This is a genomic window from Azospirillum sp. B506 (assembly GCF_000333595.1).
GTDB lineage: Bacteria > Pseudomonadota > Alphaproteobacteria > Azospirillales > Azospirillaceae > Azospirillum.
The window spans coordinates 1-23,610 of record NZ_BADK01001066.1 but is presented as its reverse complement, the minus strand read 5'-3'; the positions used below and the strand labels follow the sequence as shown (position 1 = coordinate 23,610).

Annotated in this window: 24 protein-coding genes and 1 tRNA gene; 13 read left to right on the top strand and 12 right to left on the bottom strand. The window is 65.4% G+C overall.

Going from position 1 to position 23,610, the window contains the following annotated elements:
• From glmS to I71_RS39060, 5 genes are all read right to left on the bottom strand, one after another.
• Nucleotides 1-1,257, bottom strand: a 1,257-nt coding sequence (gene glmS, locus I71_RS33055; protein WP_042704280.1) for a glutamine--fructose-6-phosphate transaminase (isomerizing), incomplete at its 3' end; no start/stop codon positions are given.
• Nucleotides 1,258-1,309: 52 nt separating this feature from the next.
• Nucleotides 1,310-2,662 carry a bifunctional UDP-N-acetylglucosamine diphosphorylase/glucosamine-1-phosphate N-acetyltransferase GlmU gene (gene glmU / locus I71_RS33050; RefSeq protein ID WP_042704278.1) on the bottom strand — a complete coding sequence of 451 codons (1,353 nt, stop codon included), beginning with the start codon at nucleotides 2,660-2,662 and terminating at the stop codon, nucleotides 1,310-1,312.
• 842 nt (nucleotides 2,663-3,504) lie between these two features.
• Nucleotides 3,505-5,040, bottom strand: a complete 1,536-nt coding sequence (locus tag I71_RS33045) for a hypothetical protein (protein ID WP_042704276.1) — start codon at nucleotides 5,038-5,040, stop codon at nucleotides 3,505-3,507.
• 8 nt (nucleotides 5,041-5,048) lie between these two features.
• Nucleotides 5,049-5,336, bottom strand: coding sequence for a hypothetical protein (locus I71_RS39065; RefSeq protein ID WP_199902324.1), 288 nt, complete (start codon nucleotides 5,334-5,336; stop codon nucleotides 5,049-5,051).
• 123 nt (nucleotides 5,337-5,459) lie between these two features.
• A complete protein-coding gene (locus tag I71_RS39060; RefSeq protein ID WP_199902323.1) occupies nucleotides 5,460-5,717 on the bottom strand; it encodes a hypothetical protein in 258 nt (85 codons plus the stop codon).
• 403 nt (nucleotides 5,718-6,120) lie between these two features.
• On the opposite strand from I71_RS39060, the gene gph reads away from it, so the two are divergent.
• Together gph and I71_RS33030 are read left to right on the top strand one after the other, a co-directional pair.
• Nucleotides 6,121-6,804, top strand: coding sequence for a phosphoglycolate phosphatase (gene gph / locus I71_RS33035; protein WP_042704274.1), 684 nt, complete (start codon nucleotides 6,121-6,123; stop codon nucleotides 6,802-6,804).
• Between the two features lie 398 nt (nucleotides 6,805-7,202).
• Nucleotides 7,203-7,454, top strand: a complete 252-nt coding sequence (locus tag I71_RS33030) for a hypothetical protein (protein WP_244434202.1) — start codon at nucleotides 7,203-7,205, stop codon at nucleotides 7,452-7,454.
• Here the strand turns inward: I71_RS33030 and I71_RS33025 are convergent.
• Nucleotides 7,399-8,310: a DUF3108 domain-containing protein gene (locus I71_RS33025; protein WP_244434201.1), complete on the bottom strand. Its 912-nt coding sequence runs from the start codon at nucleotides 8,308-8,310 to the stop codon at nucleotides 7,399-7,401. The two genes, I71_RS33030 and I71_RS33025, sit on opposite strands and share 56 nt — an antisense overlap.
• Nucleotides 8,311-8,458: 148 nt before the next feature.
• Here I71_RS33025 and I71_RS33020 point away from each other — a divergent pair.
• The 4 genes from I71_RS33020 (at nucleotide 8,459) to I71_RS33005 (ending at nucleotide 10,628) form a co-directional block, all read left to right on the top strand.
• Nucleotides 8,459-8,533: transfer RNA gene (locus I71_RS33020), tRNA-Val, on the top strand.
• 259 nt (nucleotides 8,534-8,792) lie between these two features.
• Nucleotides 8,793-8,957: a hypothetical protein gene (locus I71_RS33015; protein ID WP_042704268.1), complete on the top strand. Its 165-nt coding sequence runs from the start codon at nucleotides 8,793-8,795 to the stop codon at nucleotides 8,955-8,957.
• A gap of 182 nt (nucleotides 8,958-9,139) precedes the next feature.
• Entirely contained in the window at nucleotides 9,140-10,027 is an 888-nt protein-coding gene (panC, locus tag I71_RS33010) for a pantoate--beta-alanine ligase (RefSeq protein WP_042704292.1), read from the top strand.
• A gap of 154 nt (nucleotides 10,028-10,181) precedes the next feature.
• Nucleotides 10,182-10,628: a flagellar basal body-associated FliL family protein gene (locus I71_RS33005; protein ID WP_244434203.1), complete on the top strand. Its 447-nt coding sequence runs from the start codon at nucleotides 10,182-10,184 to the stop codon at nucleotides 10,626-10,628.
• A 74-nt stretch (nucleotides 10,629-10,702) separates the two neighbouring features.
• On the opposite strand, the gene oxlT (I71_RS33000) is transcribed toward I71_RS33005, so the two are convergent.
• The gene (oxlT, locus tag I71_RS33000; RefSeq protein ID WP_042704266.1) at nucleotides 10,703-12,010 is read right to left on the bottom strand and encodes an oxalate/formate MFS antiporter; all 1,308 of its coding nucleotides are present in this window, start codon (nucleotides 12,008-12,010) and stop codon (nucleotides 10,703-10,705) included.
• Between the two features lie 364 nt (nucleotides 12,011-12,374).
• Between oxlT (I71_RS33000) and I71_RS32995 the strand changes: the two genes are divergently transcribed.
• Nucleotides 12,375-13,043 (top strand): thiamine phosphate synthase, encoded by a 669-nt coding sequence (locus I71_RS32995; protein ID WP_049976462.1) that lies wholly within the window; start codon nucleotides 12,375-12,377, stop codon nucleotides 13,041-13,043.
• Between the two features lie 147 nt (nucleotides 13,044-13,190).
• Nucleotides 13,191-13,880 (top strand): GntR family transcriptional regulator, encoded by a 690-nt coding sequence (locus tag I71_RS32990; protein ID WP_042704264.1) that lies wholly within the window; start codon nucleotides 13,191-13,193, stop codon nucleotides 13,878-13,880.
• A gap of 44 nt (nucleotides 13,881-13,924) precedes the next feature.
• On the opposite strand, the gene pyk is transcribed toward I71_RS32990, so the two are convergent.
• Entirely contained in the window at nucleotides 13,925-15,391 is a 1,467-nt protein-coding gene (gene pyk, locus I71_RS32985; RefSeq protein ID WP_042704262.1) for a pyruvate kinase, read from the bottom strand.
• A gap of 198 nt (nucleotides 15,392-15,589) precedes the next feature.
• Between pyk and I71_RS32980 the strand changes: the two genes are divergently transcribed.
• The 3 genes from I71_RS32980 to I71_RS32970 all read left to right on the top strand — a co-directional run bounded on the left by I71_RS32980 (nucleotide 15,590) and on the right by I71_RS32970 (nucleotide 18,780).
• Nucleotides 15,590-16,372, top strand: coding sequence for an NUDIX domain-containing protein (locus I71_RS32980; protein ID WP_042704261.1), 783 nt, complete (start codon nucleotides 15,590-15,592; stop codon nucleotides 16,370-16,372).
• Nucleotides 16,373-16,514: 142 nt separating this feature from the next.
• A complete protein-coding gene (locus I71_RS32975) occupies nucleotides 16,515-17,072 on the top strand; it encodes an NAD(P)-binding domain-containing protein (RefSeq protein ID WP_049976461.1) in 558 nt (185 codons plus the stop codon).
• Nucleotides 17,073-17,085: 13 nt separating this feature from the next.
• Nucleotides 17,086-18,780, top strand: coding sequence for a pyruvate, phosphate dikinase (locus I71_RS32970; RefSeq protein WP_244434200.1), 1,695 nt, complete (start codon nucleotides 17,086-17,088; stop codon nucleotides 18,778-18,780).
• A gap of 69 nt (nucleotides 18,781-18,849) precedes the next feature.
• Here the strand turns inward: I71_RS32970 and I71_RS32965 are convergent, their stop codons facing one another.
• Together I71_RS32965 and I71_RS32960 are read right to left on the bottom strand one after the other, a co-directional pair.
• A complete protein-coding gene (locus tag I71_RS32965; RefSeq protein ID WP_042704258.1) occupies nucleotides 18,850-19,779 on the bottom strand; it encodes a histone deacetylase family protein in 930 nt (309 codons plus the stop codon).
• Between the two features lie 73 nt (nucleotides 19,780-19,852).
• The gene (locus I71_RS32960; RefSeq protein ID WP_042704256.1) at nucleotides 19,853-20,308 is read right to left on the bottom strand and encodes a CBS domain-containing protein; all 456 of its coding nucleotides are present in this window, start codon (nucleotides 20,306-20,308) and stop codon (nucleotides 19,853-19,855) included.
• A gap of 380 nt (nucleotides 20,309-20,688) precedes the next feature.
• Between I71_RS32960 and I71_RS32955 the strand changes: the two genes are divergently transcribed.
• The gene (locus tag I71_RS32955) at nucleotides 20,689-20,910 is read left to right on the top strand and encodes a hypothetical protein (protein WP_042704255.1); all 222 of its coding nucleotides are present in this window, start codon (nucleotides 20,689-20,691) and stop codon (nucleotides 20,908-20,910) included.
• Nucleotides 20,911-21,012: 102 nt separating this feature from the next.
• Here the strand turns inward: I71_RS32955 and I71_RS32950 are convergent, their stop codons facing one another.
• Nucleotides 21,013-21,456, bottom strand: coding sequence for a GNAT family N-acetyltransferase (locus I71_RS32950; RefSeq protein ID WP_049976460.1), 444 nt, complete (start codon nucleotides 21,454-21,456; stop codon nucleotides 21,013-21,015).
• A gap of 488 nt (nucleotides 21,457-21,944) precedes the next feature.
• Between I71_RS32950 and oxlT (I71_RS32945) the strand changes: the two genes are divergently transcribed.
• Nucleotides 21,945-23,249, top strand: a complete 1,305-nt coding sequence (oxlT, locus tag I71_RS32945) for an oxalate/formate MFS antiporter (protein WP_042704252.1) — start codon at nucleotides 21,945-21,947, stop codon at nucleotides 23,247-23,249.
• 89 nt (nucleotides 23,250-23,338) lie between these two features.
• On the opposite strand, the gene I71_RS39275 is transcribed toward oxlT (I71_RS32945), so the two are convergent.
• A partial coding sequence (locus tag I71_RS39275; protein WP_042704250.1) for a hypothetical protein occupies nucleotides 23,339-23,610 on the bottom strand: 272 nt, incomplete at its 5' end.

Sequence of the window (23,610 nt, the reverse complement as noted above, 5' to 3'; positions counted from 1 at the left end):
GCGGCCGACGGTGACGCAAAGGCAGGCCAGCGTCGTCAGCTGGGTGGTGAAGGCCTTGGTGGAGGCGACGCCGATCTCCGGACCCGCCATGGTGTAGAGCACCGCGTCGGATTCGCGCGCGATGGTGCTTTCCGGCGCATTGACGATCGACAGGATCTTCTGGCCCTGGCGCTTGCAATAGCGCAGCGCCTCCAACGTATCCAGCGTCTCGCCCGACTGCGAGATGAACAACGCGATGCCGCCCGGCGGCAGCGGTGCCTCGCGATAGCGGAACTCCGAGGCGATGTCGACCTCGACCGGAATGCGGGCCAGCGTCTCGAACCAGTATTTGGCGACGAAGCCGGCGTAATAGGCGGTGCCGCAGGCGACGATGGTCAGCTTGGATGCGCCGGCCAGATCGAAGGGGAAGTCCGGCAGGGAGAACGTGCCGGTTTCCGGGTTGATGTAGGCGTTCAGCGTGTCGCCGATGACCTGCGGCTGCTCGTAGATTTCCTTGAGCATATAGTGGCGGTAGCCGTCCTTGCCGATCAGCGCGCCGGAGACGGCGGTGGTCTTCACCGGACGCTCCACCACCGCATCCGATGCGTCGTGGACGATGGCGGCGGTGCGGCTGACCTCGACCCAGTCCCCGTCCTCCAGATAGCAGATGCGGTTGGTCAGCGGCGCCAGCGCGAAGGCGTCCGATGCCAGATACATCTCGCCCTCGCCATAGCCGACGGCCAGCGGCGTGCCATGGCGGGCGCCGATCATCAGCTCATGCTCGCCGGCGAAGATCAGCACCAGGGCGAAGGCGCCGGTGAAGCGCTTGAAGGCGGCGGCCGACGCCTGGACCGGCGTCATGCCGTGCTTTTCCAGGTAGTAGGTGACGAGGTGGACGATCACCTCGGTGTCGGTGGCGCTTTCGAAGACATAGCCGTGGCCGGTCAGCTCGTCCTTCAACTCCTGGTAATTCTCGATGATGCCGTTGTGGACGACGGCGACGCGCTTGGTGGCGTGCGGGTGGGCGTTGTTCTCGGTCGGGCCGCCATGGGTGGCCCAGCGGGTGTGGCCGATGCCGACCGTGCCGGACAGCGGCTGGTCGCGCAGCCTCATGTCCAGGTTGACCAGCTTGCCCTCGGCGCGGCGGCGCTCGATATGGCCGTTCACCAGGGTGGCGACACCCGCGCTGTCATAGCCGCGGTATTCGAGCCGGCGCAGGCCCTCCACCAGCCGGGGGGATGCGTCGTGAATGCCGTTGATGCCGATGATGCCGCACATGGACCTGATGCTCCTGAAAAGATGCCGACCGGAGAGAAGACCCGAACCGACCTTACGCCTTTTTCGCTTTCTCGTTTTGCTTCCGTTCGCGGAAACGCTTTGCCCAGCCGGCGTACGCCTTCTGGCTGCCGCGGGCGACCACCAGCGCGTCGGCCTCGACCGCCATCGTCACCACGCTGCCGGCGCCGACGATGGCGCCGTCGCCGATGACCACCGGGGCGACCAGCGCGCTGTTCGAGCCGATGAAGGCCCCGGCGCCGATCTCCGTCCGGAACTTCCCGAAGCCGTCGTAATTGCAGGTGATGGTGCCGGCGCCGATGTTGGCCTTGGCGCCGACGCGGGCGTCGCCGATGTAGGTCAAATGGTTGGCCTTGGCCCCGGCCTCGATCACCGCGTTCTTCACCTCGACGAAGTTGCCGATATGGGCGTCCGGGCCGATTTCCGCCCCCGGCCGCAGCCGGGCGAACGGACCGATGACGGCGCCGCTGTCGATGCGGACGCCTTCCAGATGGCAGTAGGGCTTGATCTCCACCCGGTCGCCGACCGTCACCCCGGCGCCGAAGAAGCAGCCGGGACCGACGACCACGTCGCGGCCGAGCCTGGTGTCGACGCTGAAGAAGGTGCTGTCGGGGTCGATCAGGGTGGCGCCATTGTCCATCGCCGCCTTGCGCAGGCGGCGCTGCAGCAGCTTTTCCACCTCCGCCAGTTCGGCGCGGGAATTGACGCCGACCACTTCGGCCGGGGCGGCCTCGACCACGGCGCAGGCCATGCCGGCGCGGCGCGCGATCTGGACCACGTCGGTCAGGTAATATTCGGACTTGGCATTGTCGTTGCCGACATTGCCGATCAGGTCGAACATGCGGGCGCCGTCGAACGCCATCAGGCCGGCGTTGCACAGCCCGACCGCGCGCTCCTGCTCGCTGGCGTCGAGATACTCGACGATCTTCTCCAGCCCGCCGCGGGCGTTCAGGATCAGGCGGCCATAGGCGCCGGGATCCTCGGGCCGCATGCCCAGCACCACCACCGCCGGGTCGCTCGCCTGCCGGCGTGCCTGTACCAGGGCGCGCAGCGTGTCCGGCGTGACCAGCGGCGTGTCGCCGTACAGCACGATGACGTCGCCGGTGAAGCCCTCCAGCAGGCCGAAGGCGGCGCGCACGGCGTCGGCGGTTCCGCGCTGTTCATGCTGGACCGCGGTGGGGTAGGGGGCGACGGCGGCAGCCACGCTGTCCATGCCGGGACCGACGACCACGACGACATGGTCGGGGTCGAGCGCCTTCACCGCGGCCAGCACATGCCCGACCATCGGCCGGCCGGCCACCCGGTGCAGCACCTTGGGCAGATCGGATTTCATGCGCGTGCCCTTGCCGGCGGCGAGGATCACACAGGCGAGCGGACGATGAGCCATGGTGGTGTTCCTGGTCGAACCTTGCGTGGATGAAGAGACGTGTGGATGGAGAAACCGGTTTGGGCAAGCGCCGTACTAGAGCGGTGATAGGTTAAGACATCACTGTCAGGACCGGCGACGCTTCTTCCGGAGTGGGCATCGCACCATCCGCAATTCCGAGAGTGGTGTGCCACAGCACGCGAAGGAAGCCCAAGTCAACTTTTGTTTCAATCTGCAATAAACAAATGTTTCCAACAGGTTACCATCTCATTTTTCCTGGGCTTCCCGTCGGTGGATCTCAAGCTTCGCGACGGCTGCGTCCGCACCGTGTCGCCGGCCCGCCCGACAGGCGCAAATCTCGTAACTTTTCAGGGACATGTGTCCGGTGATGGCCGCGCTCTCCAGAGCCGAACAGCAGGACTCCGCAAGCCATGGGAATCGTGACCTTTCAGTTCTGGATGTGCTGCGATTGCCAAATCTACGGCATTGGAAAATCCTATTCTGTTCCAGTGCTGTTCGGAACCGGGGTTAACCAGTATTGGTACGGAGGTAGCGTTTCTCTTCCACCCCGTCAACTCGGCCTTTAGGTCCGCGTGTCACGGTACCCACAGCCGGGTATCGATCTTTTTTCTGGGTACTCTGGATCGCGGACCCGTCATAGTCATCCCACCGCATCGTGATGAGGTCCGATGACCTCCGGCCGGTGTGGAGGGTCATCGTCACGGCCCGGCGCAGAGGCTCCTTGACGTGGGTGAGGCGGAATCGACCGCCGGGTTCCGATCGATTTGGGACCGGGCATCCACGCCGGCGGACGACCGTTCGCCCGTTGCCGCCCGTGCGAGCAATCAGCTTTCTACCATCGATTATTCTGCTGCAGAAGAAAAAGAAAGGGTCATTTGTTTGTTGCGTTCGCTTCTGCCGAGCGCATGTCGCATGTATTCCTGTTCCAGGCCAGCCTGCTTAGCGACCTTGCCAAGATTCAAGCGCTTGAGGAGATCGACGGTGATTGGCCGCTTGTCATTCCAGAATGTCATGGAAGACAGCAGATTTTGCGCCTCCTTGGACATAAGAAGACGATGCAATAGGTGCGCCTCTTCTTCCGACCAACACGCAAGGAAGTAGACCGTATCGTCGAAGACGACAGGCTTGCCACTGTCCGATGGACCGACAACCTTGAATTCCAGGTTCTTGTAGAATCCGGAGATCGCAACCTTCCATGGCATGAATGTGTAGTCTCCGACGCCAAATATTGAAAACTCCGGTTTTCCTTTGTAAATGGAGCTTGCCCTTGCGTTCAATTGAGAAGAGTTTTCCTGCAAGTATGACCATGTTTTTGGAGCGGATTCCGATATGTAAGAGGTGGAGTCTCCAATGCTCCTCTGTGTGACGATCATATATTTTTTCCGTTCTTTCTTGCGTTTGCCGCCCAGATCGGAACTCTTGAGCATCGGGTAAAGAAGGGAATCCTCTATATCGATTTCTTCGTCATTGCCATTTAGAAATTCTGAGCCTGTATAGGTCAGTTCCATAATCCGAGAGCAGTCATGCTTGATGCCCGACCGCCATACATAATGCGGATCGTTTCCACACAAATGACGGTTCTCCAGGTAGCCGTCGACGTCCGAGACCATCATGCCGTCATGGAAGCCGATTTTATTCTCTGGAATGCGGCTATCTAAACTATCGAATACTGCACAATCATTCGCGTGCCCTTCCGGGGCGATTTCAAGTACGAAGAAGCAAGCATCCACGGCGGCGCCAAATGAAGCCATGGCGTCAATCGCGTAGATCGCGGCCCGATTTACCGGAAGTTTGTTCCGCCAGGCATGGCTCAGGATTTTCCGCGCCACAGACGTCTTGCAGAGCATGGCGATGGCGCCATGGCGGCCGTTCAGCCAATCCAGGTTCCGGAGGATCATCCACTCCGAGATATCGAAGTTGCTTTTGCCCATGATGGCATCGAGGCCGGCATAGCCGTGGAAATTTGACTTCTTTGGCAAATTCGAGCTCTGGATTGCTCCAAGCGCGGCGCTTGTCACCCACGGATAATTCCCAGTGATCAGCAATGGTTCCTGTAGCTTCTCTATTTCCGACGACCAATCCGTCTCGAAGAAATTGCAATTTGAAATTGTTATGTTGTCAAGCGATCCCTTTTTCTTCAGTATTCTTTCTTTCAGGTAAGCGACATACTGTTCATTTACTTCTCCAGCCAGGATTGTTGCGCCGGGAAAGGCATCGTCCGCTGCGATGACGAAAGCCCCTCTTCCGCAGGTCAGTTCGACGACCGAAGCGGGATCGAGACCTGTTTCTTTCAGTACGGTGAGGGCTTTGCTGGCCAATTCGTCCGGTGTCTGAAAATCGCCGAACTCGCATGTAGTCTTCGCCTTTCTCGGCGCCATGAAACCACCTATCCGATGCGCAAAATACCGGGAACCAAGCCAGCATGGTCGATAGCCCGACGATATTGGAGCCGCCATTGTAGCGCATTGGATATGGTAAGGTAGCCCTCGTTCGGGCGCTTCGCCATGAGTTCCTCCGCGATCCTTTGCGCCTCTATGTCGTCAACGGGAAGATTCCGGTCGGCCATGAAGGCGATCAGATCCTCTTCGTTGCCGTCACGGTCAAGGATCTCGCATATGCCGCGGGTCATTTGATAGTCGGTAGTGCGTTCGCGATTGATGAAAATCGTGTGCATGATATTAAGCAATCCGGTCCGTGCCGTATGATCGTCAATCTTATCGTAAACGAATATGATGAGATGGTAACCAAGCCCGAATATCTTCTGTCTGGCTGATTTGTAGGGACACGATGACTGTGGCTACTTGAAGCTTGTCACTTTCATGTCGACTTCAAGCTCAGGGAAATCTATTTCCGACGCGGAATTGCCTTGATTAAATTTATAGTTCGCCAGCAGGTAATTCGTAAGTTTGTGTTCCAAGTAAGTTCCTATTGCCTTTCCATCCGTAACTCCAAATAAGGAAGGCTCGGCAATGACGCTTTTTGTTTTGGTGAATTGAGCGGCCTCACGGCATAGGATATCCATGGTGAGCGGTATCTTTTCCGGATATACCAGCATATCTCCTGGTCCTGTGTGGATGTGACTTGGGTAATTTGGTGAAATCGAAGCTGGGTGGCGGAGGCGATGCCAAAAGTCGGGTTGGAACCAATTTTATTGGATGTATGACAATCGCTTCAACTTCCAGGTGGGGAATTGGATAGGGCACTCCAGAATCAATCTGACAACAAGCAACATCTATAATGCGCATATTCGCTCCCTGGACGATCCGTGCCGGGGCACTGATCCGAAGCGGCGATGAAACGATCAGGGGTAGACGCTTCGGGCTGGCCCTGGACAATCGTCGGAGCCTGCCGGGCCTGACGTGTCGGCGCTGGGTTGCGGCCATGCGGGTGGTTGACCGGCGCGGCTCCATGCTATCCACCGGACATCGTCGAACTCATGGCAGATTGCGGGGCTTTCCATGCCGTTTCCCTTCCAGGCGCTCGTCTTCGATCTCGATGGAACGCTGATCGACAGCGCGCCCGACATGACCCGCGTGCTGAACCGCACGCTGGCCGCGTTCGATCGGCCCGCCCTGACCGAGGCTCAGGTGCGGACGATGATCGGCGACGGCTCCGCAGTGCTGGTGCGCCAGGCATTCGCCGCCACCGGCGCGCCGCTGCAGGACGAGGCGGTGCAGCCGGTGCTGCGCCACTATCTCGACACCTACTATGACGATTCGGAGCCGCCGGTGCTCTATGCCGGCGTGGCGGAGACGCTGGCGGCGCTGGCCGAACGCGGGGTGCGGCTGGGGCTGTGCACCAACAAGCCGGAGAACATCACCCGCAAGCTGCTGGGCATCCTGGGGCTGGGGCACCTGTTCGGCGCCGTTGCCGGCGGCGACACGCTGCCGGTGAAGAAGCCGGACGGCCGCCATCTGACCTGGGTTCTGGAGCGGTTGGACGCCACCGGCGGGGCGGCGCGGGCGGCGATGATCGGCGACAACGGCAACGACGTGAAGGCGGCGCGGTCGGCCGGCGTGCCGGTGGTCGCCATGAGCTACGGCTATCCGCGCATGCCGGTGGAGGACCTGGGCGCCGATCTGATCCTGGACCGGTTCGCCGATCTGCCGGACGGGCTGGTGCGCTTGGCCGAAGCTGGATGAATGGTTCCGGCTGAACCGTTTCGGATGATCCGCCGTGACGATCGGTCGGCTGACGGACGGCTGCATACACCGATACTATCCTTTTGGACAGGAGGGGTATCCCTCGGGGTCCGCGTACCGGCGCCTCAAAGCCCCTAAACTGGGTGGGTCGATCCGGTCTTCCGGGCGATGGGATGCCGATCCGCGGGAGGACGCGTCATGATACAGCAGGATGCCCTGACGGCCGGTTCGCTGGTCTTCGTCGCCGCGGTCCTGCTGCTCACGCACTCCGCTGCCGGCAGGCAAGACAATCAACCAAGACCCTGCCGGGTGCGGATCCGACGGCGGCGCAATGTGCCGCCGTCCGGCCAGCGTCACGGCGAGCGCCGATGGGAAGGAACTCCACCTTGGAAACGCGCATGGCTCGGATCGTTCATATGGGCAAACTGGGCGGCTATGCGGCTCTGCTGGGCGGCGAGCTGCTGGACCTGGAGGGCTGCATCCTCTGGCCGTCGGCCTCGGCGCTGAGCGAGGCGGTGCGCCGCGCCGGTCACATGCCGTCCGATCTGATCCTGGATACCCGCTCGCCCGCCCCGTCGATGGCGCAGCCGACGGTCAGCGCACCGCTTGCGGCGAGGGTCCGGTCCGACGGTCTGCCGCTGGCGGCGTGACACCGATCAGGTGGACCACGACGCTGCCGAGATCGCTGTCCGTTTCCAGCCGCACCGGCAGCGGCGGATAGCCGGCGGCGATCGGAGCCAGCCACACATTGACCGGCGGCCGGTCGGCCGGGTTGCTCCGCTGCCAGAAGCGGCCGCCCGACGATGAGCGGGCATAGCCGGCCACCGGCTTGTAGGTCACTCGGCATTGATGGGCGACGCCGGAGAAAATCGAATAGCGCGACGGGTCGACGATGCGCCATCCCACCTCGCCGAACAACATGTCATAGCGGCGGCGGCCGTCGAACACCGGCACCGACCGGTTGCACTGCTGACTCGCTCCCACCGTGAACAGCAGGTCTAGCACGGCGGTCAGCGGATCCAGCGTATCGCGCTGCAGGGCCGGCGGAACGGCCTCGCGGTCATCCTTCTCCGGCGGCGGTGTGACGCTGGCGGAGACGTCGCCCTGCGGCCCGTAGGTGAGGGTGACGTTGCGCGGCTCTCCGCGCAGCTGGCTGGTCTGGCGGTGGTTGGCCGGACGCAGATCGTCGCCGTGGACAAGGCCGTCGCTCTGCGAGTCCGTGCGCCAGCTGAACAGCCGGCCGATGGTGCCGCCGGTCGTGGCCGATACGGCGATGCGATAGCGGTCGCCCGTCACCTCCAGCGTCGCATCGACATCCAGGGCGGTGATGCCGCCGACGAAGACCCGGTAGGCCGCCTTCACCGGCTCCGCCAGTGCCACGGCCATGGTCAGGGGAAGCAGGGAAAGGGACAGGCCGGCCGCCATCAGGGCTGTGCGGACAGGGCGGGACCGGACAAGGCAAGGCCGGGCATCGCGGAAGAGGCGGCGGGGGCTGGGCTGGGGCACGGTCCGAGGCTCCTGCGGGCGGCGAATTCTTTTTTAAGATGGGGACGAAACTGACGCTTGACACCTGTCCGGTAAGGCCGTAGAAACCCGCCCACCGCAGCGGCGGGGCCGACAAAGACGGCAGCGGCGCAAAAGAGTTTCAAGGTTCGGGCGCGTAGCTCAACGGGAGAGCATTCGCTTCACACGCGAAGGGTCACAGGTTCAATCCCTGTCGCGCCCACCATCTTAAAAGGCTTCGGGCAATACCCCGAAGCCTTTTTTGTTTTCGGCTCACGCGGCCAGGTCGTCCTTGCCGCCACGCTCAGCGTCACTGCTGTCCGTCTTGACGTGTGCCGGACGCCGAATCCACATAAAAAAGATGCATTATAAGACTCTTATGTAATGAGTGGCCCGCGGTCGATTGACGCAGATCAGCCCATTTTGCGCTGCGATCGGCTAGACAGGATCCCATCCCTGTCACCCGCTTCGGAAAGCCAACTCACATGGACGATACCCGTATCGCTTTGCTCTCCCTCGCTCTGCTGGTCGCTGTCCTCGCCGTCATCATCGGTTCGGTGGTCTTCGTTCCGTCCTTCACCGCCCTGCTGGCGACGCTGCTGGCCTGGGCGAATCTGGCTTATCTGGTCGGCATCACCATCAAGCGCTGATTCGAAACCGCGGCGGAGGACGCCAGCCATCTCCGTCGCGGCTGCCGAACCAGGATGATTTGGCAACAGTCTGTCCTGCGGAAAGCTTTTCTGGACAGGAACGGTCCGTCGGGTTATCCAGCGCCCGATTTCGCCGCGCAAGGACCGACGCCATGACGCCGACCACTGCCCCGACCTCCCGCATGACTTCCCGTGAGAGCGCCGGCACAGACGCCGGTACCCTGCCGATCCTGAGGACGGTGGAGGATCTGCGCGCCCAGGTCGCAGCCTGGCGGCGGGAGGGGCTGACCGTCGCGCTGGTGCCGACGATGGGTGCGCTGCATGACGGGCATCTGGGACTTGTCCGGCGCGGGCGGGAACTGGCGGATCGGGTGGTCGCCAGCGTCTTCGTCAATCCGACCCAGTTTGCCCCCCACGAGGATTTCGACCGCTATCCCCGCGACGAGAGCGGCGACGCCGCCAAGCTGGCCTCGGCCGGCTGCCACGCGCTCTATGCGCCCGGCGTGCGTGCCATGTATCCGCAGGGTTTCGCCACCGCCATCTCGGTCGGCGGACCGGCGGAGGGATTGTGCGGCGCCTTCCGGCCGCAGATGTTCGGCGGCGTGGCGCTGGTGGTGACCAAGCTGTTCCTGCAGGCGCTGCCCGACGTGGCGGTGTTCGGCGAGAAGGATTACCAGCAGCTGATGGTGATCCGCCGCTTCACCCGCGATCTCGACATTCCCGTCCGTGTCGAAGGGTTGCCGACGGTGCGTGAGGCCGACGGACTCGCCATGTCGTCGCGCAACGCCTATCTCACGGCCGACGAGCGTGCGCGCGCACCAGAACTGCAGCGGGCGCTGATTGCCGCGGCCGATGCCCTCGCCTGCGGTGCGGAGGCCGACGCCGTCCTGACCGGCATGCGCGGCCGCATCGCCGAGGCCGGGTTCGGCACCATCGACTATGTCGAATTGCGCGATGCCGATACGCTGGAGCCGGTGACCGCCGTCTCCCGTCCCGCCCGTCTGCTGGCCGCCGCCTGGCTGGGAAAGGCGCGGCTGATCGACAATGTACCGGTGGTCCCGGCCGGCTGATTCCGACCGGTTGATCCCGGTCGCCTGATACCGGTCGGCTCCATTATCGGCATTTGACCGGTATTTGTTGCGCGCTTAGCATGATGGTCCGGGGCATCGCTCCCATGGGTCTCGTGGCCTCCGCGATGGGGGCGGAAAGGCGATCTTGCGCCTCGTGCGTCGCAACCGGCATGGGGAAACGGTGTCCCTGATGCCGCTGGTTCTGACCGGCTTCCTCCTGGTGTTGGCGGCGCTTGGGGCGACCGGCGCTGTGGTCGCCAGCCGCAACCGGGCACCGCCCTCCCAGGCGCATCAGGGGCCAGACAAGAAATACGCCGCCTTGCCGATGATGACCTTCACCCTGGGCGGCAACGACGCCCGCATGGTGGATGTGAAGGTGCTGCTGGAAATCGACCCATCGGTGGACGGCAAGGTGGCCGATCCCTATGTGCCCCGCATCTCCGACCGCCTGTCCGACCGGATGCGGCAGATCGATCCACAGCAGCTGATCGGCGCCGACGGGGCGATGCTGATGAAGAGCACCATCGCCGGCGTGCTGGACCGTGAACTGCACGGTGTGCGGGTCAAGGAAATCCTGCTGGACCGACTGGTGGTCCGGTAACACCCCAAAAAGCTGCCGGCCCCATCGGAGTTCATCCGGGGGCCGGCGTGAAGGCGCAGTCGGTCTGTGGACCGTCAGTCGGCCAGCCGGGTGGTCAGGCGCGCAGCGGTGCCGCTGGCCGCCGCGACGTAGCGGGCGCGCAGCGGCTTCAGGACGAACAGGGCGAGGAAGGCGGCCAGCGCGTTGACGATGGCGACGCTGTAGAAGACGGTCTGCCAGCTGCCGGTCGCCTCGACCATCAGATTGCCGACCGGAACCAGCAGGGCGGCCACGCCCTTGGCGGTGTAGAGCATGCCGGCGTTGGTGGCGGCGAAGCGCGAGCCGAAGGTGTCGCCGCAGCAGGCGGGGAACAGGCTGAAGATCTCGCCCCAGGCGAAGAACACCAGACCGGTCAGGATGACGAAGGCCACCGGATCGGCGCCATAGGCGCTGAGCGCCATCACGCCGACCGCCTCGATGGTGAAGGCGATGAACATGGTGTTCTCGCGGCCGATATGGTCGGAGACCCAGCCGAAGAAGGGCCGGGTGATCCCATTCATCACCCGGTCGATGGACAGGGCGAAGGTCAGGGCCGGCAGGGTCAGGCCGAGGATGCTGACCGGCGCGTCGATCAGCTTCATGTCGGTGGCGATGGGGCCGAGTTGGGCGGTCACCATCAGGCCACCGGCGGCGACCATGGTGAACATGCCATACATGATCCAGAAGACCGGCGTGCGCAGCATCTCCTGCGGGGTGTAATGCCGGCGTTGCGGAGCGGCGGTTCCGCGCGCCTGTCCATAACCCAGCTTCGGCGGGTCTGCCATGAAGCAGGCCAGCACCAGGATCACCAGTCCCTGGCCCAGCCCGAAGGTCATGAAGGTGGTCTCGAAGCCCGATGTCTCGATCATGGTGGCGATCGGCACGATGGTGAGGGCGGAGCCGGCGCCGAACCCGGCAGCGGTCAGGCCGGCGGCCAGGCCGCGGCGGTCGGGGAACCATTTCAGCGCGTTGCCGACGCAGGTGCCGTAGACGCCGCCGGCCCCGATGCCGCCGATCACGGCGGCGAGATAAAGCAGAGGCAGCGAATCCGCCACCGCGTTCAAGGCCCAGGACAGGGCGCACAGCGCGCCGCTCACCAGCACGACGATGCGCGGCCCGAATTTGTCGACGAACCAGCCCTCCACCGGCACCAGCCAGGTTTCGGTGACGATGAAGATGGTGAAGGCCACCTGGATCGCCGTGCGGCCCCAGCCATGCTTGTCGTCGATCGGCTCGACGAACAGGGTCCAGCCATATTGCAGGTTGGCGATCATCGACATGCAGACGATGCCGAGAACCAGCTGCATCCAGCGCCCGCCCCAGGGTGCGACCTGGGCCGTATAGCCGTGCGTTTCACGCACCATGTCCTTCCTCCCGATTGCACCCGACATGTTCTGTTCGGCGACATGTTCTGTTCGGACCGTCGGACCTTGTGTTTTCTATGACTGTGCTGGTCGTCTCTGGCGGACGGTCCGGAAAAGGCTCGGGATGGAGTGTCCTGCCACCAACTTGGGGTTGCTGGCATGCCAAATGCCCCATGCCCGCCTCCACGATCATCAGTTTGACGGATGATGTCAATACGAACCATCTGCGTGACCAGCAACATGCATACGAATTGTCGATCTGTATCCGGCGGATTTCCACCCATTGGAAAAACCGGGAGGTTGCGGCTGGCCGAACGCGTCGTGCCTTGCGATGATGACCGGCCGAACCAGAGGATCGATCCCGTTGCCCTTGCCTGTGCCGCCGCTGCTGGTCATCACCGACCGGACTTTGGCCGACCTGCCGTTGCCGCAGGTGGCGGAGCGCCTGTTCGCCTGCGGCGTGCGCTGGTTGTCGGTGCGGGACAAGGACTTGCCGGATGCCGAGCGGGTGGATCTGGCACGGACCCTGAAGGAGCGTGGAAGGGCGTGGGGAGCCCGCGTCACCTTGCATGGCGATCCGGCGCTGGCGGCGGTGGCCGGAGTCGACGGCGTGCATCTTTCCTCCGGCGGGGATCCGGCGGCGGCGCGCGCGCTGCTGGGGCCGGGGGCGCTGATCGGCCTGTCGCTCCACGACTCGGACGGTGCCGAGGCGATTGAGGAGGCCCGGCGACAAGTCGATTACGTCACCGTCTCTCCGGTTTTCCCGTCTGCCAGCAAGCCGGGCTACGGGCCTTGCCTGGGTAAAGCAGGGCTGCGGCGATGGGTGGCGGTGGGCGCGGACAAGGCCGTGCCGGTGATCGGGTTGGGTGGACTCGACCGTGCGGACGCGGTGGCGGACTGCCGCGCAGCCGGGGCGGCGGGCGTCGCGGTGATGGGGCTGGCGATGCGTGACGCGCACGCCCTGGTGCCGCTGCTGGCCGCCTTGGCACCGGATATGTCCCTGGGCGGACCCACGGCACCGCCCTCCGGTTGACCTCAGGCGCGCTTCACGCCGGTCACCCTGGACATTTCAACGGCTTGCATGCATCTGGTATGTAGGATACGAAAACGCCGGTGGTCCCGAACCGGGGCCCGGCCGGGTGCGCCGCAACGTCCGGCGAGACATGAGGACATCGACTCCATGACCGTTCCCGCTCTCAACGTCCAGCCCCTCGACACCGGAACCACCTTCCGCAGTCAGGTCTACCACGCGCTGAAGCAGGCGATCACGGAGATGGACATCTATGAGCATGACCGCGAGATCCGGCTGGACGAGCGGCAGCTCAGCGACAAGCTCGGTGTCAGCCGCACCCCGATCCGCGAGGCGCTGACCCTGCTGGAGCAGGAGGGCTTCATCCGCCTCCAGCCGCGCCGCGGCATCTTCGTCATCCGCAAGACCAAGACCGAGATCATCGAGATGATCCAGGTCTGGGCCGCGCTGGAAAGCATGGCCGCCCGCATGGCCGCCGAACATGCCCCGGCGGCGGAAATCCACAAGCTGTGGGATCTGTTCGGCAACTTCGAGCAGCGCAGCCCGAAGGACCATGTCAGCGAGTACTCAGACGCCAACATCGCCTTCCACAAGAGCATCATCCAGCTCAGCGGCTCGAAGCTGATCCAGGACGTCACCGACAACCTGTTCATCCACATGCGGGCGATCCGCAAGCTGACCATCGGCCAGGAGGATCGGGCCGAACGCTCGATCCACGACCACCGCGCCATCATCAAGGCCCTGGAGGATCGTGATGCCAACCTCGCCGAACGGCTGGTGCGGGAGCATACGATGGGTCTGGCCGCGCATGTCGAGAAGCATTGCGATTTCCTGGAGTGAGCGGTCGGTCAGGGTGGCTTGTGCCGCCCTGACTCCGCCGGACCTCAGGCCGTAACCGCCTCCCTCTGTGCCGCTTCCGCCCGTGGCGCATCCTCCCCGTCGATGGTGACCACCCGCAGGGCGTTCGTCTTGCCCGGCGTCCCGAACGGAACGCCTGCGGTGACGACCAGCGACTGTCCGGACCGGCCGATGCCGGCATCGGCCGCGGCGGTCAGCGCCCGTCCGACCATCTCCGTGAAATTCGCCACGTCGTCGGTCAGCACGGCATGGACACCCCAGGCCAGCGACAGCCGCCGCGCCGTCGCCACATTGGCGCTGAGGCCGAGGATCGGCACGCCGGGCCGTTCGCGCGAGGCACGCAGCGTGGTCGAGCCGGTGGTGGTGTAGGTGACGATGGCGGCGGCGCTGATGGTCTCCGCCACCTGCCGGGCCGCGGCGGTCAGCGCGTCGGGGGCGGTCGCCTCCGGGCTGGGATGGTCGGCGTCCATGATGCGGCGGTAGAGCGGGTCGCGCTCCACCCGGCGGACGATGCGCTCCATCATCGCCACCGCTTCCACCGGATAGCGGCCGGAGGCGGATTCCGCACTCAGCATCACCGCGTCGGCGCCGTCATAGACGGCGTTGGCGACGTCCGACGCCTCGGCGCGGGTCGGCGTCGGCTCCGACACCATGGATTCGAGCATCTGCGTGGCGACGATCACCGGCTTGCCCATGGCGCGGCTGAGCCGGATCATCTTCTTCTGCAGGCCGGGGACATCCTCCGGCGGCAGTTCGACGCCCAGGTCGCCGCGCGCCACCATCACCGCGTCCGACAGCTCGATGATGCGGTCGAGTGTCGGCAGGGCGGCGGGCTTCTCGATCTTGGTCATCACATGGGCGCGGTTGCCGATCAGCTCGCGGGCCTCCAGGATATCCTCCGGCCGCTGGACGAAGCTGAGGCCGATCCAGTCCACCCCGAGGTCGAGTCCGAAGGCGAGGTCGCTACGGTCCTTCTCCGACAGCGCGCTCAGCGCCAGCGCCGCGCCGGGGACGTTGACGCCCTTGCGGTCGGACAGCGTGCCGCCGGCCACCACCTCGGTCTCCGCGAAATCCGGGCCGCAGTCCAGCACGCGCAGCCGGATGCGCCCGTCGTTCAGCAGCAGGTCCAGGCCGGGTTCCAGGCTGGCGAAGACCTCCGGGTGCGGCAGGCAGACGCGGCGGTTGTCGCCCGGCCGGCGGTCGAGGTCGAGGCGGAAGCGGTCGCCGATGGCGAGGTCCACCGGACCGGAGCCGAAGGTGCCGACCCGCAGTTTCGGTCCCTGCAGGTCGAGCAGGACGCCGATGGGCTGCCCCAAGGTCCGTTCCGCGGCGCGGATGCGGGCGTAACGCTCCGCATGTTCGGCCTGGGTGCCATGGCTGGCATTCAGGCGGAAGACGTTGACGCCCGCCCGGGCGAGCGTGGTGATCTGGCTTTCCGACGAGCTGGCGGGGCCCAGCGTGGCGACGATCTTTGTGCTGCGGTGAAACGGCATGACGACAGCCTTCCTCCGCCCGGCCCTTCGCAAAAAGGGGCGGGACTGGCGAACGATATGAGTGAGGTTCGGTGTTGGACGGATGCTGGAAGTCCTGGGCCGGATGGTCAAACGGCGCCGAATCCTTATTCCGCATCGTGAGAGTGGTTCCGTCCACCGCACATGGACATCCGGTCGGCCCATCGGCGACACTGGGGCATGTCCGAAACCACCCTGCGAAGCGCCGTTCCGCCCCATCCGGCCGCCACCCTGATCCTGGTGCGCGACGGGGTGGAGGGCTTGGAACTGCTGGTGATGGAGCGCCATGCCGGTCTGCGCTTCGCCCCCGGCGCCACCGTCTTTCCCGGCGGCCGGCTGGAGGCGGCTGACCATGACCCGCTGTGGTCTGTGCACTGGCCGGACGACCGGCCACCGGCCGATCTCGCCCATCGGGTCGCCGCGGTTCGGGAATGTGTGGAGGAATGCGGCCTGGTGCTGTCCCGCGATCCGCTTGCTCCTGCTGCGCTCGATGAATTGCGCCGCGCTCTGGCAGCGGGGGAGGGGTTCGCCACGGCGATGGCGCGGAGCGGCGCCATGCCGGCGCTCGACCGCATGGCCGTGCTGGCGCGTTGGGTGACGCCGGAGATGCTGCCGCGCCGCTTCGACACGCTGTTCTTCCTGGCCGCCGCGCCGGAAGGGCAGCAGCCGCTGTGCGACGGCGGGGAGGCGGTCGGCGCCCTGTGGGCCAGCCCGCGCCGCCTGCTGGCGGAGGAGGAGGCCGGACATCGCAGGCTGGTCTTCGCCACCCGCATGACCCTGCTGCGGCTGGCGGGCTGCGCCGACACCGCCGCTGCGCTGGCCTGTACCGTCCCCGGTCAGGGATTTCCGCCGCCGATCCTGCCGCGGCTGGTGGAAACGCCGGCCGGTCCGGTGTTCCGGCTTCCGCCCGGCTGCGGCTTTTCGCCGCTGGAGACTCCCGCCGGACATGTTAGGCTTGGGTAAGATTAGGCAAGTCTGAACGGGTTTCCGCGATGTGAAAATTGCGCGATAGTGCTATTGTGCGACACGGAAGGCGCAATCAATCTCCACCGTGACGCTTGGCGCCGGATGACGGCGGTCGGGCTGGAGGCGGGAGGAGTGCGACATGGATGTCGGGTTCATCGGAAGCGGGGAGATGGCCGATGCGATCATGGACAGGCTGCGGCAGGCCGGGCACCGGCTGCACCACCACCGCCATGGCCGCAGTGACTTCCGTGACCGGGCCGGCGCCTGCGACGTCGTGATGCTGCTGGTGCCCGACGATCCGGCGGCGGATGCCGCGCTGTTCGGCGATGACGGCTTTGGCGCTGCCCTGCCGCCGGGAGCGCTGGTGATCGACCTGTCCCGGCGGTCCGCGGCAGGCGCCGCGGCGAATGCGGCGCGGCTGGCCGAGCTTGGTGTCCTGCAGGTCGATGCGCCTGTCGTCTCAGGTCTCATTCCCACCGCGGCCATCACCCTTGGTGGCAGCGATGCCGCCTGCGCCCGGGCCGAACCGCTGTTGCGGCTGTTTAGCCATGAGGTTGTCCGTGCGGGCGGCCCCGGTGCTGGCCAGCGGATGCGACCGCCGGAGGGCGACACCGACGATCCGGATGGACTGCACCGGCTGTTGCGTCTGATGGCCTTCGACGGGCCGACCGATTCCGTCCAGCCGAACCTGTGTTGAGCGAGTCATGACCATGTCCATCTTGCCCCAGACAGCCCCGATGCTCCACCCGGCCGCCGCTTTCGCAGCGGTACCGGAGCTGGTCGTTCCCTTCGGGGCCGGGCTGGTGCATGGCGGCGCCGATGTGGAGCGGCTGGGCAACAAGGGGGCGCGGCTGGTCGAGATGGCCGCCCTCGGCATTCCGGTGCCGCCCGGCTTCGTCATCGCCGCCGAGGCGGGACGCGGGCTGGGCGCGGAGGATGCGCTGCCGGCCGGTCTGCTGGAGCGGATCGACGAGGCCATCCTGGCCCTGGAGCGCCGGGCCGGTGCGGGGTTCGGCGACGGCGACAGCCCGCTGCTGCTGTCCGTCCGCTCCGGTGCGGCGGTGTCGATGCCGGGCATGATGGACAGCATCTTGAATCTGGGACTGAACGGGCGGACCGTGGCGGGACTGGCGGCGACGTCGGGCGACGAGCGCTTCGCCTATGACTGCTACCGCCGGCTGGTCCAGTCCTTCGGCTGTGTGGTGATGGGGGTGCCCGGCCACCGGTTCGAGGCGCTGCTCGACGAACACAAGGAGGAGCGGGGGATCCAGCGTGACGCCGACCTGACGGCGGAGGACTGGCGCCTGCTGCTGCCGCGCTTCCTGCGGCTGGTGGAGGCCCGTTGCGGCCGACCCTTCCCGCAGGATCCGGCGGAACAGCTGCGTCTGGCGGTGGCGGCGGTCTTCCGCTCCTGGATGAACCCGCGTGCGGTGGCATTCCGCGCCCTGCACGACGTTCCGGAGGATTTGGGGACGGCGGTGACGGTGCAGGCGATGGTGTTCGGCAACCGTGGGCCGGACTCCGGCACCGGCGTGCTGTTCACCCGCGATCCCTCCACCGGCGCCCCTGGCCTGTGCGGCGAATTCCTGGCCGATGCCCAGGGCGAGGATGTGGTGTCCGGCACCTGCGATCCCGACCCGCTGAGCGCCGACCGGACCAACCCCGGCCGTTCGATGGAGCATCGCCTGCCGGCGGCCTATGCCGAGCTGTGCGCGGTGGCCGGCCGTCTTGAGCGCGCCTTCGGCGACATGCAGGACATCGAGTTCACAGTGGATGGTGGACGCCTGTTCATTCTGCAATCGCGCAGCGGCAAGCGGTCGTCCGAAGCGGCCGTCCGCATCGCCGTCGACATGGCGGAGGAGGGGCTGATCACCCGCGAGGAGGCGGTGCGCCGCGTCGATCCGCAGGCGCTGGACGAACTGCTGCGCCCGACCCTGACCGCCGACGCCCTGGCCGCGGCCATCGCCACCGGGCTTCCCGCCTCGCCGGGGGCGGCGACCGGCCGGGCGGCCTTCACCACCGAGGAGGCGGTGCGGCTGGCCCGCAGCGGGGTGCCGGTGATCCTGTGCCGGCCGGAAACCTCGCCGGAGGACATCCACGGCATGCAGGCCGCCGTCGGCATCGTCACCGCCCGCGGCGGCTTCACCAGCCACGCCGCCACGGTGGCCCGCGGCATGGGCCGCCCCTGCGTCTGCGGCGCCCGCGGGTTGCGCATCGATGTGGAGGGCGGGGTGATGCGGGCCGGCGAGGCGACCGTCCGCAGCGGCGACCTGCTGACCATCGACGGCAGCAACGGCGCCGTGGTGCTGGGGGCCGCAGCGTTGCGGCGGCCGGAACCGGACGGTGCGACCGCCCGCCTGCTGGAATGGGCGCGCGTGTGCGGCGTGGGACTGGCGGCGGATTGAGGAGGCAGGTTCGAAGCGTGACGTCGGAGGCGTGGCTTGCCGCCCCCGACCTTGGGATCGCCCCTTTCCTTACCCCCGCATCAGCGCCGTCAGATGCGCCGCGCAGCCCTCGGCCAGCCCGGTCGCGTCATAGCCGCCTTCCAGCGCCGACACCACCCGGCCGCCGCACTGCCGGTCGGCAAGCTCGACCAGCTTGCGCGTCACCCACTCGAAATCTTCGTTGGTGAGGCCAAGCTGGGCCAGGGGATCGCGCTTGTGCGCATCGAAGCCGGCGGAGATCAGCAGCAATTCCGGCTGGAAGGCCTCCAGCGCCGGCAGGATGGCGCGTTCCATCGCCTGGCGGAACTCGACGGAGCCGCTGTAGGGCTCCAGCGGCAGGTTCAGGATGTTGCCGTCCACCCCGCGCTCCCACGAATTGCCGGTGCCGGGATAGAGCGGCGACTGGTGGGTGGAGGCGAAGAACAGGTCCGGATCGTCGGCGAACATCGCCTGGGTGCCGTTGCCGTGATGCACGTCGAAATCGACCACGGCGATGCGGGTCAGCCCATGGACCTTGCGGGCATGCAGGGCGCCGACGGCGATGTTGTTGAAGACGCAGAATCCCATGGCGCGGGCGGGTTCGGCATGGTGGCCGCAGGGGCGCACCGCGCAGAAGGCGTTGGTCGCCTCGCCGGCCAGCACGGCGTCCACCGCGGCGCAGACCGACCCGGCCGCCCGCAGGATGGCGCCGCGCGATCCCGGCGACAGCAGCGTGTCGCCGTCCAGCCGCTGGTAGCCGTCGGCCGGCACCGCGGCCAGCACCGCCTCGACATAAGAGCGGTCATGGACGCGCGACAATTGCTCCACATCGGCTTCGGGGGCGGAGCGGCGCTCCAGATCGCGGAACTCCGGCCGGTCGAGCACCTGCCAGACCACCGCCAGCCGTTCCGGCGCCTCGGGATGGCCGGGGCCGGTGTCGTGGGCGAAGCAATCGTGATGGGTGAAGATCAGGGTGGTCACGGGCAGCCTTTCCCAATGGCAAAGGCGCCGCCGGACAGGATGTGCCGGCAGCGCCACGGTCGGGTGGGACGGATCAGTGGGCGTAGCTGGCGGCGGCCGGCGGCTCCGCGACGCCGGCGACGGTGCCGTCAAGCTCCTGCAATTGCAGCCGGGTGAAGTCGCGCGCGCTGACGACGCCGACCAGATGGCCATCCTCCAGAACCGGAAGATGGCGGATATGGTGCCGGTCCATCAGTTGCAGCGCCTGCTGGACGCTGTCGGACGGGGCGCAGGTTACCGGCTGCCGCGTCATCAGCTGGGAGACCGGCATCGACAGCAGCGCGTTGCCGCGTTCCAGCAGGGCGTGGACGATGTCGCGCTCCGACAGGACGCCGGCCAGCGTGTTGCCTTCGGTGCGGCAGACGTCCTTGACGACCAGGGCGCTGATGTTCTCCGCCTTCATCAGGCGGATCGCATCGGCGACCGTCGCGTTGGTCCGCACGGCGACCACGCGGGCTTCCTTGGTGCGCAGGATATGTTCGACCTTCATGGCGTGACTCCTGATCGGCTGGCGGGAACGGCAAGGCGCCCGGCCGGGGCGTCGTGCTGTGAATATGGTATGCCAAATACAGTACGCCAATCAAACAATTTCAGCAGCCGCTCATTTTTTGGCGGTGCGTCATACGATGGTGCAGCGCAATCGCTCCTGTGCTGTTGGATCCATAATACCAAGGCATCACAGCCAAACTGTTGGCGGTGCGATATGTTTGATATGCATGCAAATGACGCGAGGCATGCGGTATGTGCATGTCCGGCATCGTGTACCTTGTATACCAAAAAACTTGATGGAGTTGCTGCGCTGCGTCATAACGGAATTGTCACGCCGAAGCCGACCGAACAAAAAAAGCACCCCACCGAGACACTGGAGCGATGAACATGTTGGAAATGCTGGTTCTGGCGCTTGTGCTGTCCGTCTTCGGCGGCACGGTCCACTACATCCTGTCGATGCAGATCGCGAACGCTGGCAAGTCGCAGCGCGATTTCTCCTCCGCGCCGCTTCGCCTTGCCAACCCGACCGAAGCCGATCTCAAGGGGCCGGAAGACGAGCTGCCGCCGGGCCCGGCCTGGGCGAGCTTCCCGCGCGCCTTCTGATCCACAGCCCTTCCTTCCTGTCATCGTGAGAAAGACGGCCTCCCGAGGGCCGTCTTTTTCGTTTCTGGCACTCGGTTCCTGCCCCTGGGCATCTCCACCCCGTCAGGCGAGCGGCAGCACCAGCTGGAAGCTTTTGATGGTCATCCGCTTGCGGTGATAGAAGCGGTGCGCCTCGCCGCGCTGGATGCCGGAGATGATCTCCATCTGGGCGCAACCGCGCTCGCGCGCCTCGCCCGCCAGCCAGTCGAACAGCTTGTCGCCCAGCCCGTAGGAGCGCTTGGCGGCACTGGTGACCAGATCCTCGACATACATATAGCGGCCGCGTGACAGCGTCTCGTGCATGCGGAAGCCGCCGCAGCCGGCGATCTCGCCGTCCAGCCGCAGCAGGGCGAGGTTGTAGCCGTCGTCCATCTGGCGGCGAATTTGCGCGCGGTAGGCCTCGGGGTCGGTCATGTGGGTCCGCAGCTCCTTCATGATCGGGTAGCTGGCGGCGATATCGGCATCGTCACGCGCCACGACGATCTCGATGTTCTGCTGCTGGTCCATGGCGGTCGACTCCTTATTAATATGGGTTCTGCCCGGACGGGCGTGAACGGCGGCAGTGTGTCGCCGGAACTGGCATACCATATGCCAGACGGAACTCCTGCCCAAGCCGTCCCGCGCCCCTTTCCGCGTGCCGGAAAACCAAAAGCCAGTTGTCGCCCGGAAACCCGCAGGAATGCAGCCTGCGGAAACAGTTCGCCCCTTCCACTAATCGCTTGCGCCGCATTCGGCATCTGGTATACCATATTGATAATTCCAGATCGGACCAGGACCGCACCGGTCTGGCGGGGGACGAAAACCCGCCCCCCAAACACAGTGGAGCGCCCCGAGGCCGCATCCTCGCCGCGCTGCCACCGACAGCAAACAACCGTACAAACGACCGCATCGAAATCCGAAGCATCTCAGAAGACACCAAAAGAAAACGCCTGAAGTATCAAAACAGAAGCGACGCCCGAATCGGCAGAGAACCGCTTCCTAGGAGGAGATAGAAGATGCAGCATACGAATTCGGAGGCGCAGGGAGCACCGCTCGGCGGCCGCTGGATGCAGTTGGTCATCGGCGTGATCTGCATGTCGATGATCGCGAACCTGCAATATGGCTGGACGCTGTTCGTCAACCCCATCGATGAAAAGTATCATTGGGGCCGTGCCGCCATTCAGGTCGCCTTCACCATTTTCGTCGTGACCGAAACCTGGCTGGTGCCGGTCGAAGGCTGGTTCGTCGACAAGTTCGGTCCCCGCATCGTCGTCGTGGTCGGTGGCATTCTGTGTGCCTTGGCCTGGGTCATCAATTCCTTCGCCGACTCGCTGGCGCTGCTCTATCTCGGTGCGGCCATCGGCGGCATCGGCGCCGGCGGTGTCTACGGCACCTGCGTCGGCAACGCGCTGAAGTGGTTCCCGGATCGCCGCGGTCTTGCCGCCGGCCTGACCGCCGCCGGGTTCGGCGCCGGCTCCGCCCTGACGGTCGTGCCGATCGCCAACATGATCCAGGCGTCGGGCTTCGAGCAGACCTTCCTGGTGTTCGGCCTGGGCCAGGGCCTGATCGTCTTCGCGCTGGCTTGGTTCCTGAAGGAAGCCGACCCGGCCCTGCTGCCGAAGAACAAGAGCAGCATCGTCCAGAGCCGCCGCAACTACACCCCGCAGGAGACGCTGAAGTCGCCGGTCTTCTGGGTGATGTACCTGATGTTCGTCATGGTCGCCGCCGGCGGTCTGATGGCCACCGCCCAGCTCGGCCCGATCGCCAAGGACTTCCACCTCGACGGCATGCCCGTCAGCATCATGGGCCTTACTCTGCCGGCGTTGACTTTCGCGCTGACCATCGACCGCGTGCTGAACGGCGTGACCCGTCCCTTCTTCGGCTGGGTGTCCGACCATATCGGCCGCGAGAACACGATGTTCGTCGCCTTCGCCATCGAAGCGGTCGGCATCCTGGCGCTGAACCAGTGGGGTCATCACCCGGTCGCCTTCGTCGTCCTGACCGGTCTGGTGTTCTTCGCCTGGGGCGAGATTTACAGCCTGTTCCCGTCCTGCTGCGCCGACAGCTTCGGGTCTAAGTTCGCCACCACCAATGCCGGCCTGCTCTACACCGCCAAGGGCACCGCGTCGTTGGTCGTTCCTTTCGCCAACGTGATCGTGTCGTCCACCGGCAGCTGGCAGGCGGTGTTCTTCTTCGCCGCCGCGGTCAACGCCATCGCCGCCTTCATGGCCCTGTTCGTCCTGAAGCCGATGCGTGCCCGCCAGATCGCCGAGGACACCACCCAGCCGGTCGGCAAGCTGGTGACCGAAGGCGCCGATTGAAGGAAAGACGGAGTTCCGGTTGACCGGGGGGCCGGCCGGAAATCTGGATAACAGTCTGAATTAAGGCGGTATCGTCACCGCCGGCATCTTTATCGTCTGACGACACGACAAACCGGCATCGGGACCACCGCATTGGTCCCGGTGTCGGTTTGTCGCGTTTTGGGGGATCGGTCGTGAACCACAATCACGACCTGCCCCTCCATCAGATCCGGTCCGGCAGAGATTGCGTCCGAGGTCTGATATTCAGTATACAGAATACGGCTGGCATCGTCAACCCGGATCGAAAGGGTTGGGTCGATCATGCTGGAGATTTTCGTCCTGATACTGGCGGCCTTCTCTTTCGGAGCACGGAACGCGGGTT

What these genes read in the sequence shown, in the direction of transcription:
- I71_RS32980 (WP_042704261.1), top strand. Translation starts at nt 15,590, where the DNA reads ATGTCCGAAACCACCCTGCGAAGCGCCGTTCCGCCCCATCCGGCCGCC.
- I71_RS32975 (WP_049976461.1), top strand. Translation starts at nt 16,515, where the DNA reads ATGGATGTCGGGTTCATCGGAAGCGGGGAGATGGCCGATGCGATCATG.
- I71_RS32990 (WP_042704264.1), top strand. Translation starts at nt 13,191, where the DNA reads ATGACCGTTCCCGCTCTCAACGTCCAGCCCCTCGACACCGGAACCACC.
- panC (WP_042704292.1), top strand. Translation starts at nt 9,140, where the DNA reads ATGACTTCCCGTGAGAGCGCCGGCACAGACGCCGGTACCCTGCCGATC.
- oxlT (WP_042704252.1), top strand. Translation starts at nt 21,945, where the DNA reads ATGCAGCATACGAATTCGGAGGCGCAGGGAGCACCGCTCGGCGGCCGC.
- gph (WP_042704274.1), top strand. Translation starts at nt 6,121, where the DNA reads ATGCCGTTTCCCTTCCAGGCGCTCGTCTTCGATCTCGATGGAACGCTG.
- I71_RS32950 (WP_049976460.1), bottom strand. Translation starts at nt 21,456, where the DNA reads ATGGACCAGCAGCAGAACATCGAGATCGTCGTGGCGCGTGACGATGCC.
- I71_RS33045 (WP_042704276.1), bottom strand. Translation starts at nt 5,040, where the DNA reads ATGGCGCCGAGAAAGGCGAAGACTACATGCGAGTTCGGCGATTTTCAG.
- I71_RS32960 (WP_042704256.1), bottom strand. Translation starts at nt 20,308, where the DNA reads ATGAAGGTCGAACATATCCTGCGCACCAAGGAAGCCCGCGTGGTCGCC.
- I71_RS33030 (WP_244434202.1), top strand. Translation starts at nt 7,203, where the DNA reads ATGGCTCGGATCGTTCATATGGGCAAACTGGGCGGCTATGCGGCTCTG.
- I71_RS33015 (WP_042704268.1), top strand. Translation starts at nt 8,793, where the DNA reads ATGGACGATACCCGTATCGCTTTGCTCTCCCTCGCTCTGCTGGTCGCT.
- I71_RS32970 (WP_244434200.1), top strand. Translation starts at nt 17,086, where the DNA reads ATGTCCATCTTGCCCCAGACAGCCCCGATGCTCCACCCGGCCGCCGCT.
- I71_RS39065 (WP_199902324.1), bottom strand. Translation starts at nt 5,336, where the DNA reads ATGCACACGATTTTCATCAATCGCGAACGCACTACCGACTATCAAATG.
- pyk (WP_042704262.1), bottom strand. Translation starts at nt 15,391, where the DNA reads ATGCCGTTTCACCGCAGCACAAAGATCGTCGCCACGCTGGGCCCCGCC.
- glmU (WP_042704278.1), bottom strand. Translation starts at nt 2,662, where the DNA reads ATGGCTCATCGTCCGCTCGCCTGTGTGATCCTCGCCGCCGGCAAGGGC.
- oxlT (WP_042704266.1), bottom strand. Translation starts at nt 12,010, where the DNA reads ATGGTGCGTGAAACGCACGGCTATACGGCCCAGGTCGCACCCTGGGGC.
- I71_RS39060 (WP_199902323.1), bottom strand. Translation starts at nt 5,717, where the DNA reads ATGCTGGTATATCCGGAAAAGATACCGCTCACCATGGATATCCTATGC.
- I71_RS32955 (WP_042704255.1), top strand. Translation starts at nt 20,689, where the DNA reads ATGAACATGTTGGAAATGCTGGTTCTGGCGCTTGTGCTGTCCGTCTTC.